Origin of the sequence: Deinococcus cellulosilyticus NBRC 106333 = KACC 11606, assembly GCF_007990775.1 — a bacterium.
Lineage (GTDB): Bacteria > Deinococcota > Deinococci > Deinococcales > Deinococcaceae > Deinococcus_C > Deinococcus_C cellulosilyticus.
Genome location: NZ_BJXB01000060.1, coordinates 1 through 12,504, shown reverse-complemented (window position 1 = coordinate 12,504; position 12,504 = coordinate 1). Strand labels below are relative to the sequence as shown.

13 protein-coding genes and 1 pseudogene are annotated in these 12,504 nt (G+C 55.3%); 11 read left to right on the top strand and 3 right to left on the bottom strand.

Annotated elements, in window-relative coordinates:
- Both DC3_RS28410 and DC3_RS28405 read left to right on the top strand, forming a co-directional pair.
- On the top strand, window positions 1–312 hold a 312-nt coding region (locus tag DC3_RS28410; protein WP_146892075.1), incomplete at its 5' end, for an SWIM zinc finger family protein.
- Window positions 309–566: a hypothetical protein gene (locus tag DC3_RS28405; protein WP_146892073.1), complete on the top strand. Its 258-nt coding sequence runs from the start codon at window positions 309–311 to the stop codon at window positions 564–566. The genes DC3_RS28410 and DC3_RS28405, both read left to right, overlap by 4 nt.
- A 106-nt stretch (window positions 567–672) precedes the next feature.
- On the opposite strand, the gene DC3_RS28400 is transcribed toward DC3_RS28405, so the two are convergent.
- A complete protein-coding gene (locus DC3_RS28400) occupies window positions 673–939 on the bottom strand; it encodes a hypothetical protein (RefSeq protein ID WP_146892070.1) in 267 nt (88 codons plus the stop codon).
- A gap of 179 nt (window positions 940–1,118) precedes the next feature.
- Window positions 1,119–1,283 (bottom strand): annotated as a pseudogene (locus tag DC3_RS30210) (hypothetical protein); the annotation flags it as partial.
- Window positions 1,284–1,449: 166 nt separating this feature from the next.
- Between DC3_RS30210 and DC3_RS28390 the strand changes: the two are divergent.
- From DC3_RS28390 to DC3_RS28355, 8 genes are all read left to right on the top strand, one after another.
- Complete coding sequence (locus tag DC3_RS28390) at window positions 1,450–2,061, top strand: DUF6088 family protein (RefSeq protein ID WP_146892066.1); 612 nt, start codon at window positions 1,450–1,452, stop codon at window positions 2,059–2,061.
- Between the two features lie 573 nt (window positions 2,062–2,634).
- On the top strand, window positions 2,635–2,949 hold the full coding sequence (locus tag DC3_RS28385; protein ID WP_146892064.1) for a hypothetical protein: 315 nt from the start codon (window positions 2,635–2,637) through the stop codon (window positions 2,947–2,949).
- A gap of 136 nt (window positions 2,950–3,085) precedes the next feature.
- On the top strand, window positions 3,086–3,370 hold the full coding sequence (locus DC3_RS28380; protein ID WP_146892062.1) for a transposase: 285 nt from the start codon (window positions 3,086–3,088) through the stop codon (window positions 3,368–3,370).
- A gap of 2 nt (window positions 3,371–3,372) precedes the next feature.
- Complete coding sequence (locus tag DC3_RS28375) at window positions 3,373–4,227, top strand: integrase core domain-containing protein (protein ID WP_146892060.1); 855 nt, start codon at window positions 3,373–3,375, stop codon at window positions 4,225–4,227.
- 1,154 nt (window positions 4,228–5,381) lie between these two features.
- On the top strand, window positions 5,382–8,840 hold the full coding sequence (locus DC3_RS29880) for a DEAD/DEAH box helicase (protein ID WP_146892058.1): 3,459 nt from the start codon (window positions 5,382–5,384) through the stop codon (window positions 8,838–8,840).
- A 113-nt stretch (window positions 8,841–8,953) separates the two neighbouring features.
- On the top strand, window positions 8,954–9,937 hold the full coding sequence (locus DC3_RS28365; protein ID WP_146892056.1) for a ParA family protein: 984 nt from the start codon (window positions 8,954–8,956) through the stop codon (window positions 9,935–9,937).
- Complete coding sequence (locus DC3_RS28360; RefSeq protein WP_146892052.1) at window positions 9,934–10,851, top strand: ParB/RepB/Spo0J family partition protein; 918 nt, start codon at window positions 9,934–9,936, stop codon at window positions 10,849–10,851. Before DC3_RS28365 ends, DC3_RS28360 begins: the two co-directional genes overlap by 4 nt.
- A 273-nt stretch (window positions 10,852–11,124) precedes the next feature.
- The gene (locus DC3_RS28355; RefSeq protein ID WP_186816333.1) at window positions 11,125–11,454 is read left to right on the top strand and encodes a transposase; all 330 of its coding nucleotides are present in this window, start codon (window positions 11,125–11,127) and stop codon (window positions 11,452–11,454) included.
- Between the two features lie 6 nt (window positions 11,455–11,460).
- On the opposite strand, the gene DC3_RS30205 is transcribed toward DC3_RS28355, so the two are convergent.
- Window positions 11,461–11,760, bottom strand: a complete 300-nt coding sequence (locus tag DC3_RS30205; RefSeq protein WP_371863450.1) for a transposase — start codon at window positions 11,758–11,760, stop codon at window positions 11,461–11,463.
- A gap of 8 nt (window positions 11,761–11,768) precedes the next feature.
- On the opposite strand from DC3_RS30205, the gene DC3_RS28345 reads away from it, so the two are divergent.
- Window positions 11,769–12,497: an IS630 family transposase gene (locus tag DC3_RS28345; RefSeq protein WP_146892046.1), complete on the top strand. Its 729-nt coding sequence runs from the start codon at window positions 11,769–11,771 to the stop codon at window positions 12,495–12,497.
- Window positions 12,498–12,504 lie beyond the last annotated feature (7 nt).

The following is a 12,504-nucleotide window of genomic DNA, read 5'->3' as shown; positions in this document are numbered from 1 at the left end:
GTGAAGTCCTGTGGTGCCTGGACCTTCAAGGAAGACCTACCCCTGCTGCTGCAACCCCAGGATGAACCCCAGCTGGACGAACAGGCCTGGTACCGGGCGATGCGGGCAAGGGAACTCACCGTGCACCCCACCAGCACCCCAGGGGTTTTCGAGGTGGGGGGGTTCGATCCACGCACCGTGAATCTGAACCTGGGTTTCACCCGGAAATGCAATTGCCTTGATTCGCGCAGGGGCCACGACTGCAAGCATTTGCTGGCCGTGCAGCGCTTCCTGGCCCTCTCGCAGACTTTTCCCAAGGAGGAAACCGCATGAAATTCATCCCAGTCACCACTTTTGGTCCTCGATACCCTCTGGACGATCTGATTCGCCCTTATTTGCCCCGGCTGGTGGACACCGTGATGGTGTCCTACCCGTACGCCCTGCAAATGACCCCGGAGAAACGTCCCCCGCTGGCCTTGATGGTGGACTCTGGTGGGTTTGTGAGCCGCAGGTCAGATGCGAGGCTGATCCCCATGCAAGACCGGGCGGCCATCCAGGTGGGCAGCGAACTGCTCACCCCGGATTAAGTGCTGTCTTTTCAGGAAGCACATGCCGACACGGCTTTCACCCTGGATTTCATGCTTACCCCGGAGTTGGGTGCCAAAGAACGCAGGTGGCGTTTCGAGTGGACTGTCACCAATGCCTTGTGGGCCAAGCAGAACCAGCAGCAGTCCAGCAGGAAGCTGTAGTGGGCACCACCAGCCTGAGCAGGATTGGAATCTGCAGGATGGCCGTGTAGGAAGCGATCTCCATGAAACGGCTCTTCTTTTTGATTTCCAGGGTCCAGGTTTCCTGCAGGTTCATCCAGCGGTCCTGCAAGAAACCTGAACCGGCAGACAGGCGTTCAATCAGGTGGTCCACCGCGTGGGTGAACAGGTAGGGGTTGTCTTTGCCGGTCATGCAGTAGCGCACAAGTGGGGCCAGAAAGGCCCTCAGTGCCTCAGGGTCAAACTGTTCCCCCGCAATTCCAGGATCTTTTTTTGGCTGGAGAATTCAGTCATGGTCGTCTCCAAAGAGTTTTTCCAGTTCCCTGCGTGTGTTTTCGTCGTAATCAAGGGCATAGGGGGAGCCCGTGGGGCTCAAATCCTGCAACACCTAGCGTTCCTCCAGCTGCTGGATGGCACTGACCAGGAGAGAAAGGGGGGGCGGGCGTAAAACGTGCTGGTGGTTTCCGGACTGGAATGCCCCAGGAATTCCTGCACCACCGCGAGGTTCCTGCTGGACGCCAGCAAATCCTGGGCGAAGGTGTGTCGTACGCATGGGCAGTAAGGGCTGGAACCCTGGAATTTTCGCGCAGATGCCGGATCAACTGGGCGTCAAAAAAATCCTAACAACTTCAAACGTCTTTCGCTGGCTGGAATCATCTGACCCGAATGCGCACATGCTACAGTAATCTTACAAGGAGTGGTCGTGGAATCCCTTCGTAAACGCACCATTCAATATGTTCACCGCCTCAAAAAAGGCACCCTGTTTTCGGTGGGTCAACTCGCTGAGAAACTGGGTGTGAACAATAGTCGCGTTTACACGGTGCTGAGTCGAATGGTCCAGGAAAAAGATCCGTTGATCATTCGCGCTTCCCATGGCCTCTACCAGAAACCCGAAAGAAGCCGCTGGGTGGGTATCGTTCCTCCGAAACCTGAGCTGGTCGTCCAACACTGGGCAAGGAAACACCAGTGCAAAGTGCGTCTTGCTGTGGAAGCCCTGCTGGTCAAGTGGCAACTCACCACCCAGCACCAGATGCAGAGGTTGATGGAAACCACCGGGCCCAGCACCACCCTGAACATCAATGGGGTTCAGGTGCACATGCGTCACCGATCTGAAGGTGCTTTTGTGTTGCACGGCACTGCCGCAGGTGAGGTGGTGGCTGTGTTGATGGCCCTGGGAAAAAGAAATGTGACCCAAAAGGTGCTGCACACGCTCAAACGTCGACTCCCAGATCCCGAAATTCAGCTTATTGTACAAACACCCCAGGTTCCTCTATGGATCAGGCAGGTCTTACATTCACCAGGGGACACAGGGTGAGAAAAGCGTTCAAACCGAAGAGGTATTTCGTCAGGGTGTCTTAAAGTCAAAACCCCGTTGATGAGCCATGCCGGTGACCCGAACGATTCCTCTGAGAGCAATGCACCCCACCATGAGCTTATCAATGAGTTCCAGGGCGGATTTGAGCATCAGTGGGTGCTTTGGGAGCAACATAACTTGTCCGCAGCAGGATTTGCACCTGTCGCTTTGCACCTGTTGGTGCGTCAAGCCGTTCTTGATGATCCTCTCCGACCAGCATCGCGGAGAGGTTGATTTTCCCCCAGATCCTGACTTACGGCCCACAAGTGTGCTCTGATAATGCTTGACGAATACTGCATAACGGGATACAATATTTATATTAATCGGCGAAAAGCCGAATTTTTTATTTTGGCTTCAGTCATCGGCCGGAACTTCTGCGCGAACGCCAAAATCCCAAACCAGGATTCACTGCTGCGTCAAAACACACTGAAACCTGTGGTCAAAAACGTTTTGGAGTTCTGGATGCTACTCACCTTCTCCAACATCCACAAATTCCGGTTCCGGTAGTATACTGCACACCAGTGCAGCCTCCTGATGGTGGCCTTCAAGCAGTGGAGCAATGACAACAGAGAAAGGGTGCACCTGTCTTTTGTTGGCGTGAAGGTGATCGATCTGGCCAGCCACTTCCATGCAGACCAGATCACAGATCATCAGGACGTCCTGCAAGAACACCAGAGCCTTCTGCCCAGTGGGGAGAACGGCATCAGAACCGTGGCCTTTTTGCTTGCGGGTCAATTGATCGGCTGGATTCAGGCAGAGACGGTGGAGGCCTGTGTGGATCAGGGGATGTTCTTTGATCCCACCGACAGCCACTTCATCAACAGATGGTGGGGCTTTGACCAGCGGTGAAGGCCACAGACACGTCAGAGACTGAGCTCATCAAAACACCAACCAGGAGGTTTGATGGTAATGCGTCAAGAAAGACTTCCAAAAATGGCCTAACCTGAAGAGAAATCGACAGGAATGACCTACTGGAGGCACTTTCATGGGAAAACAACGCAAAAACTGGCCCGCAGACCTCAAGCAAACTATCGTCCTGGAAGTCCTCAAGGGCGAAGAATCAGTGGCCAGCATCGCCAGGCGCTATGAAGTCAGTGAGCCACTGGTATACAAGTGGAAGGAACAATTTTTGCAGGGGGGCATGAATGCCCTGTCCAACAAAAATGAAAGTCCCAGTGCAGCTTTGCAGAACGAGAATGACCGTCTGAAACGACTGCTAGCTGAAAAGGAACTGGCATTGGATATTGCAAAAAAAATCAGAGGGCTCTGAAAGTGGGGGAAATCGCAGCCCTGTACGCCACTTACCCCCAGTTGACCTTACGACGCTTTGCCCAGCTGGCTGAAGTGGCGTACCACCGGCTCAGGGATTTTCTACATCGGGAACAGCAACACAAAACCCAGCAACAGCAAGAAAAAGCACGCAGTAAACAGGTCCTGCATCTGGTAGAGCAGCACCCCACCTTTGGTTACCGCAAGCTGTATCAGCAGGCCGTCAAAGCCGGGCTCCCGGTGGGCCAGCGGTGGATTCGAGACTTTCTGAAACAGCAAAAGTTAAATCCCGCTCCACACCGGAAACGCAGAAAACCCAGAGTCGAAACCTTGCCGGAGAGCAAGTGGCCACCAGGGCGTAGGGTGCAGATCGATGCCACCATGGTTCAACTCCCCAAAGAAGGCAAAGTGTGGGTCTATCAGGTCCTGGACGTCAAAACCCGCTTGTGTCTGGCCACGTTAGCTTTTCCGCAGCTGTCCAGCTGGAATGCTTTACAGAGCCTCAAAGCTGGAATCCAGGAGCTAAAGAAGTACGTATCAGTCGATCAATTTCTGATCCAGAGTGATGGTGGCTCAGACTTCACCAGTGCCCCTTTCCAGGCCCATTGTCAGGAGTTGGGGAGCTGGGTGCGGTGTAGGACCTCCCAAAAGGGTGGGATGGGCCTTCTGGAGCGGCTCAACCGGACTTTGAAGTACGAAATGGTCTTTCGACATGATCCACAGGATCTGGCAGAACTGAAAGCCCTGCTTCAGAAATTTCAGCTGTGGTACAACACTGAGCGGCTTCATGCTGCGTTGGGGTATCAGACTCCGCTGCAGGTTGCAGCAGAAGAAGGTAAAATTCTCTTATCGGCTTGAAGCCTTTTTTGACGCATTACCGTGTAAGGTTCGTCGCCCTCGGTTTCATGGACGATCTTCCAGGAGTGGTCTTTCTGCTTGTCAATCTGACGCTGGATGCTGATCAGGCACAGGCGTTGCAGGTTCATCTCGTGGAAATGCAATTTGACCGGTTTGGACAGGGCTTTGACAGGCCGTTTGCTCATCGACTTTGATTCTACCGGATTCACTGATGATGTTCTTTCTGTTATTGAAAAAAGAAAAAAGATGATAACTACTGAATGACATCATCAAAGGGACCGGAAGAGTTGAATCCAGGAAGGCAAAAAACGGCGAAATTCCACAGGTTAATCGGTAGAAATTCCACAGGTTAATCGGTAGAAATTCCACAGGTTAATCGGGCTTTTTGCCCTGTTTCTCCGCAGGTTAATCGGTGGTCCAGGAGAAAACCCCACAGGTTAATCGGGGTTGTGGATCCAGAACCCCACAGGTTAATCGGTGAAAACCCCACAGGTTAATCGGTAGCGAGAGGGGCACAATCTGCTCAAAAACTCTCGAAATTCCACAGGTTAATCGGTACTTCGGGAGGCATTCTCCACAGGTTAATCGGTAGCAGGGTTTTTGAGCACACATGCAGGCAAAAAAGTCGATTTCATGGGCTTTTTTTGACGCAGGCGATCGGTCAACTCCACAGGTTAATCGGTAAAGGATGGTTCTAAACCCCACAGGTTAATCGGTAAGGGGGAAGGGCACCGAAAAGACTGCCCTCCCCCAAGCTGAATCCCTCTGCCTCATCTAGCAAGTGGTCCGGTGGTCACCCTCTCTTCTGACCAGCCACAGAAAGGCACAGAAACCTTGCAGCTCCACCACTTGAAAAAGCTGGAATCCACCAAGTGACCCGTGTGCTTCTGCCAGGTCCTGAAGGTGAATCAGGAAAAGAATTCCCTCGACAAAGGAGGATCTGGTTCACCTGCAGTGTATTTGAGAACGTCTGCCCTCCGGGAAGGGGTATTGAAGGCCCGGAATGCCAATCCGCTTTGCACCCTTCCAGAGGCATGGAACCATGGACACCTGTCCGCAAGGAATGGACAGGGTAAGACCGGCACATCCTGTAAGCTGAAAGAACCATGTCCCTGTGCTCAAGCTTCTTGTTTCTTTTTCCAGAGGAGGGGTAAGTGACCTGGTCTCCCCCACCGGATTTCGGTGCCCGCACCTTCCAGATCCATTTTCATCCTCAAGACTGGCAAGGGGGTCAGGTCCTGCAAAAAGAGGGGGACGTGTTGTCCTGCAAACCCCTCCCTGCAGCCCGCACCATCACCGGTGTGGTGCGAGAGGTGGTGGAGGAATTCCGGGTGGGCCTCACCCTCAACCCCGCCCAGTTCCGGGGGTCTTGCACCTGCTGGCAGAAGTCCCCAGAGTACCGGACCTGCAAGCACATGGTGGCCTTGCTGTTTCACTGGTTCTCCCCGCTCACGCAGGCACCCCCATCCGGGCTTGTCCCGGCGGACGAAGCTTACCTGAAAACCATTGGACTCAGCTGGGAGAAGTCCGGGCTTCTCCATGAAGCCCATCAGGTGAAACTGCAGGTGCTCTGGAAACGAAACCCGGTGGAGGTGCGCACATACCTGGAAAGCCAGGGGTGGGGGAAACTGTGGGCGTTGTTGGAGGCGGGTGCTGCCGGGACACCACGATCTTCCCTCAGATCTTCTCTGCTCCCTCCACCCGCCAGAGATGGTGCTGAGGTCAGGCCCCAGACAGCCCCTGCGGAGCGTCAACTGGTGTTTGTGCTGGATCTGGGTCAGCAAGAGCCGTTCCTGGCGCCGCCCCGCCTGGAGCCGTTCCTGGGTGCCTTGCAGCAAGGAATGTTGCTGCAACCCCAGCGGCTGGTGCCTGGTCGCACCCATTACCTTCCTCTGGAGGAAGAAGGACGGCTCCTCAGGGAGGTGCTGGACGTCAAAGGGGATCAGCACCTGCACCCCAGGACACCTCTGGGAGGAGTGCTGGACCGCCTGCTGAAAAAAGGCTTGCTGTACCTCAAAGGCCACCTGGACCGTCCTCTGCAGGCAGGTGAGGAACGGCAAGGCCAAGTGGGCTGGGCATTGGACGCCCGGGGCAATCAACACCCTCACTTTCAGGTGGCTCCTGCAGCTCAGGTGCTCTTGCTGGATCAGGCATGGTACGTGGACACAGGAAACTTCAGGGCTGGTCGGGTCCTCACCTCCCATCCAGGCAGTCAACTCCAATCGTTTTTGACAGTTCCTCCAGTGGCCCCGGAGCGGGTTCAGGAGGTCCTACGGGTGCTGCAGGGCATGGACGGCTCTCCCCTCCCCTGTCCAAGGCAAGTGGAAGTCCAGTGGGTGAAAGGGACCCCAACCTTCAATGCGGTGCTTGTTGGAACTGGTCTGGGCAATCACAACATTCCCCAGCTGTCTTTGCGGGTGGATTACGGGGCCCTCATGGTCCCTCCGGTGGATGTGCTGTACCTGGCGAGAAATGGGGTCCCACCCTTGCGACACTTTGATGGCCAACGCCTGATGCTGGTGGAGCGGGACATGACTGTCGAAAAACAGGCCTTTGCGTGCCTGCAAGCCCAGGGTCTCTCTCCCCTTTCCACAGGAGACACAGGGATGGTGTTTCAGCATGCTTCACCAGCAAAGGGAGATGCTGACCTGGGTCACCTGCTCACCCGTGTGGTGCCGGTGTTGAAAGCCAGAGGTTGGGAGGTGACCGTGGACCGCTCCTTCCCGGGAGAGGTGATCCAGCGTCCCTTGCAGTGCACCCTCAGGGAGGATGGCGGGTGGTTCTCCCTGGAGTTGGGGGTGGAGGTGGCCGGAAAGACGGTGTCCCTGCTGCCCCTCTTGCTGACCTGGATCAGGAACCACCCGGACCTGTTGAAAGAAATGCTGGAGGGCAAGGTTGAGCCGCAGATGGAGTGCTTCCTGGTGGGGGAGGGAAGATTTCTGGAGGTGGAGTTGACCCGCATTCTTTCCCTGCTGAGGGTGCTCGTGGAGTACCACCAGGGCGGAGAGACCGTGCGACTTCCCCGCATGGGGGCCGGGCTCCTCTCGGGTGACACCGGGGAAGTGCAGTGGAAAGGCTCATCGCAGGCCTTTCAGCTCTTTCGAAACCTGCAGCGGCTCTCTGAACCCGTGACACCCATAGAGGCCCCTCAGGGCTTGCAGGCAGAACTCAGGCCCTACCAGAGTGAGGGGGTTTCCTGGCTTCAAAGGCTCATGGAGACCGGAATGAACGGCATCCTGGCCGATGACATGGGCCTCGGGAAAACCCTGCAGACGCTCACGCACATCCTGATCGAAAAAGAACAGGGGAGGCTGAGCCGTCCTGTGCTGATTGTGGCCCCAACCAGTTTGATGCCGAATTGGAAGGCCGAGGCAGAAAAATTCACACCATCCCTGAAAACCCTCACCTTGCACGGGGCAGCCCGTCACCGACGCAGGGGGGACATTCTGAATGTGGATGTGGTGTTCACCACCTACGGGGTGCTGGTCAAAGATCAGGTGTCACTCGCGCGTCACCCGTACCACCTGATCGTGCTGGATGAAGCGCAGCACATCAAGAACCCCAGGGGGCAGGCCAGTCAGGCCCTCCGGCACCTGCAAAGTCAGCACCGGTTGTGCCTGACCGGGACCCCCATTGAGAACCACCTTGGGGAGTTGTGGTCCCTGTTTCACTTCCTGATGCCTGGCCTTCTGCCTGCCGAAGGGGAATTCCGGCAACTGTACCGGGACCCCATCGAGAAAGACCTCGATCCCTTGTGTCAGGACCGGCTTTCCAGGATGGTGCGTCCCCTGATGCTGAGGCGCACCAAAGGCGAGGTGGCCAGAGACCTACCCCCGAAGACCGAAATCACCATCAAACTGGAACTGGGGGGTGAGCAGCGGGACCTGTACGAAACCCTCCGGGTGGCCACCCAGCAGCAACTGCAAGAGGAGATCAAAAAGCGAGGACTGGCCAGCAGTCAAATCCATGTGCTCACCGCCCTCCTGAAACTCCGGCAGGTGTGCTGCCACCCAGGGCTGGTTCGGCTGGAAGAGGCCAGCAAGGTCCGCAGGTCGGTGAAACTGGAGTGGTTCAAAGACACCCTGCCTGGGATGCTGGAAGAGGGACGCACAGTGCTGGTGTTCTCCCAGTTCACTTCCCTGCTTGCTGTGCTCGGGCAGGAGCTGGATCGGCTGGGGGTTGAACACGCAGTGCTCACCGGTCAGACCGTGGACCGGGCAGAGCAGGTTCGGAGGTTCCAGTCAGGGGAGGTCCAGGTCTTTCTGATCAGCCTGAAAGCGGGAGGGGTGGGTTTGAACCTCACTGCGGCAGACACCGTGATTCACTTTGACCCCTGGTGGAACCCGGCGGCAGAAAATCAGGCCACCGACCGCGCCTACCGCATCGGGCAGGACAAACCCGTCTTTGTGTACAAACTGGTCACGGAAGGCACCATTGAGGAGAGAATCCTGGTTTTGCAGGAGAAAAAAGCCCGCCTGTCCAGGAGTGTGCTGCAAGGTGGGAATGGGGGCGATTTGCACCTCAGTGAAGTGGATGTGGGCATGTTGCTGGCAGGGGGAAGTCTGGAGGAAGAGAATGGGAACGGGGTGGGAATTCCGTTTTCTTCTCTGTGAAACAGGATTGTTCGCCATGTTTTTAAGTTACTGAGTTGGCTCAGTAACTTTGTCTTTTCTGTTTGTTATCGATGATTCTTGCAATTTGCGTACACAAATCCTAGACTGCACTCATGGCTGCCAGAGAAATCAACGTCCGGGCCCTCAGGGAAGGCCTTGCCCAGGCCCTCACCGAAGTCCAGTCGGGACGTCGCTTGATTGTGACGCAGCACAGACAAAAGATTGCCGCTGTGGTGCCCATCAAAGACCTGCTTTTGTTGCAGCGGGCAAAGGAGTCAAGCCCCATGTCCATCCACACCCTGTTCAACCACGCCGGTGGGTCCGCCAAAACCACCACAGTCCGCGAACTCAGTTACCAGCTCTCCAAGATGGGCTTCAAGGTCCTGGCGGTGGACCTCGACAGCCAGGCGAACCTCAGCGAATGGCTGGGGTTCGGAGACGTCCCCAGAGAGCACACGGTGCTCCCCACCATGCTGGATCGCAAGCCCCTGGAGGTGCACCCGCAGTACAATGCGCATGGTTTTGACCTGATCCCGGCGAACCTGAACCTGGTGGATATTGAGGACCGTCTGGCCACCCCGGAGATCTTCCAGTTCCGCAATGCCCTGAGAGACGTTGCCAGAGAACACCAGTACGACTTTGTGTTCATTGATGCTTCGCCCAGTGGAGCGAAACTCTCTCAGCAGGCGTGCATTGCCGCGGATTCCATCATCTGCCCGGTGATGCCGACCGTCAAAGGCCACACCAGCCTGGTGACCCTCAACAGCCTGATTGACCGCATCAACCCCCTGAACCCCGGGCTGAAAGTCAGCATGTACCTGCTTACCAACCTCAACCCGACCAGCACCATGAATGTGCACTTCCAAGGGGAACTCCGTGCCCGCATCGAGGAACTCGGCGTGCCCCTTTTCTCAGAAGGGATCCGCAGGCGTGAAACGGTGTATGAGGCCGCCTCGTACATGATGCAACCGGTGACGAGCCTGGAACGCAAAACCAAAATCCACGGCCTGAAAGAAGCCCAGGAGGAACTGCAGCAGATGGCGGAGTTTGTGCTCGGTCAACTGCAGGTGGGTGCAGAGCAGGGGGTGACCCTGTGAGTTTGATCAGCCGTCTCAATCAGCAGTCTGGCGGTAAGAACATCACCAGCAGCCAGAAGGACCGCATTTTGCAGCACAACATGAAAATCATCCACATTGATTTGACCAGAATTGAACGCAGCCCGGTGCAGCACCGCCGCAGCTTCGACAAGAAAGCCCGCGAGTCCCTGGCCAGGAGCATCGAGAAGCACGGCCTGCGAACGCCGGTGCTGGTGAAGACCAAAGCGGACGGCACCTACCGACTGATTGCAGGGGAGAGGCGACTTCAGGCCCACGAGGACCTCGGAAAGGCACAGATTCTGGCTGCGGTGCTGGATGATGTGGTCAACGAAAAAGATGAAGTCACCATCAGCCTGATTGAGAACTTCCAGCGGTCCAATCCCAACGCATATGAAGAGGCGATTGGGGGAACCCTGTTGCTTTCTGCAGAGCTGCAAAAACCGCGGGAAGACATTGCTGCTCATCTCAACCAGCTGTACAATGCCCGGGACACCGAAGAAGCCCAGCTGCAGATCGCACAAATTGAGTTTCTCTTTGATGAGGTGGGACTCCCTTCTTTTGTGACGTTCGTGACCACCCGCCTTCCGACCCTGAGTTACCCGGTGGAAGTGCAGCAACTGCTGAACGACAACCTGCTTCCTTTCACCCACTGCCAGCTGCTTGCCCGCATCAAGGACGACACCCACAGGCAAAAGGCCATGGAGCATGCCCTGCAACACCCTGGCATCACGGTCAACGACCTGAAAACATTCATTCAGAAGCTGACAAAGCCCACAGCCGGTAAACAAAAGACCGTAGGGACCCTCATTCAGGACAACTACAAGAAGATCTGGAAAAAAGTGCCCCCAGAAGATCGGGTGGTCCTGGAATCCCTGATAGGCAAAATCGAGGACATGCTTGCAAAGTACCAGTAAATGGGGGAGAGAGAAAGGTGTAGCCTTTCTCTTCTTTGTCTGGTTCTGGCTCCAGATCCGGGTCTCCCGTGGAGTGGCCTGTAGCAGTTACTGAGTTGAATCAGTAGCGTATAACAGTTGTCTGGAAACAATTTTTTCTGAGAAGGCTTGTTTCAGGTTAAACCTGTGGAAGCACAGGACTTCCTGTGAAATGACTGGCACCTCCCTCGAGATCCTTGATCTTGCTACAGTTTTGTTGACTCCAGGTTGAGCTGTCAGAATAGGAGTCAGACCGTGAGAAAAACGCCCATCAAATACAGCACAGATTTTAAGCTTCAAGCCGTCCAGCTGGCCACAGGGCCCGGGATGATCGCCACCAAAGTGGCCGAAGACCTGGGCATTTCCGTCCAAATCCTGTGTCGCTGGATCCGCAAGCATAAGGAAGCGCAGGAACAGGGCCGCCCTGTCTTCACCGGGCGAGGCGTTCCAGCCCTGACCGAACAGGAAAAGCGCATCCGAGAGCTGGAAAAGGAAGTCGAAACGCTGCGAATCGAGCGCGAAATTTTAAAGGCTGCAGCGAAATTCTTTGCGAAAGAAATGAAATACCGTAGTGACAGAATGTGAGCTTGCTCACTTAAGGGGTTCCTCTGGAAAACCCTGTTCCAAGCGATGAAAATCTTCCCGATAGGTTTTCTGCTGTTTGACCACTGCCAAGGCCGTGCAAAGGATTTTATGTGCCAGAGCAACAAGAGCCACCTTGGCAGGCTTGCCCTTAGCTCTGAGCCTTTTGTAGAAAGCTGAAAAGAAACTTTGCGTTTTGACTGAACACACTGCAGCCTGGTAAGCCGCCTTCCTCAGCCTGCTGTTGCCTTTCTTGCTGATCGAGGCATGGCCTCGATATTTGCCGGACTCCTGAATCTGGGGATTCAGTCCAGCAAATGCCCAGCAGACGGATGACAGAAATGCTCTACCTGACGCAAAATCTGCGTTTCCATCCTGAGCATTTTCGTAAAAGGGTGCGCCAGCTGGGCTACAGTGCTCAGAAGGCTGCTGTTCAATCCAGAGAAAGAAATCAGGAACAAATTCATCGTTGGGTCAAGGAGAATCTGCCAGAACTCCACAGGGCCGCAGAACAAGGCACTTTGGTGGTGTGTGATGAAGTGGGATCCAGTTTGAAAACACTGCGTGGCATGACCTGGGCCAAGAAGGGGAAAACGCCTGTGTTGCCCACCCATGGGCACTGGGACAACCTTTCCACCATTGGCGGTATGACCATCGGTGGCAAGGTGTATCAACAATGCTACAGTCATGCCATTCGAGCGGTGCAGGTGGTGAAATTTTTCAAGCACCTCTTGCGTCACATGGATGGGCCACTGGTCCTCCTGCTGGACAATGCTCGCATTCACCGGGCAAAACTGGTGCAGACCTTCCTGAAAAGTGAGACTGGTAAGCGAATCACCATCTTTCACACGCCACCCTATGCCCCAGAGTTTAATCCCATTGAATGGTTATGGTCCTGGATCAAACGCATGAGGATTCAGAATTTGTGTCCGAAAAACCTGGTGGAGCTCAAACAGGGATGGAACCTGGGCTTTCGACAGGTCAGATCCAGACCGGATCTGATTCGATCTTTTTTTCGTGCCTCCAGTCTCTTCAATATCTGCTGAGGTCAGT

Excerpts from the sequence above, each read along its gene's own strand:
- DC3_RS28380 (WP_146892062.1), top strand. The coding sequence starts at position 3,086 with ATGGGAAAACAACGCAAAAACTGGCCCGCAGACCTCAAGCAAACTATC.
- DC3_RS28345 (WP_146892046.1), top strand. The coding sequence starts at position 11,769 with ATGCCCAGCAGACGGATGACAGAAATGCTCTACCTGACGCAAAATCTG.
- DC3_RS28400 (WP_146892070.1), bottom strand. The coding sequence starts at position 939 with ATGACCGGCAAAGACAACCCCTACCTGTTCACCCACGCGGTGGACCAC.
- DC3_RS28385 (WP_146892064.1), top strand. The coding sequence starts at position 2,635 with ATGGTGGCCTTCAAGCAGTGGAGCAATGACAACAGAGAAAGGGTGCAC.
- DC3_RS28405 (WP_146892073.1), top strand. The coding sequence starts at position 309 with ATGAAATTCATCCCAGTCACCACTTTTGGTCCTCGATACCCTCTGGAC.
- DC3_RS28365 (WP_146892056.1), top strand. The coding sequence starts at position 8,954 with ATGGCTGCCAGAGAAATCAACGTCCGGGCCCTCAGGGAAGGCCTTGCC.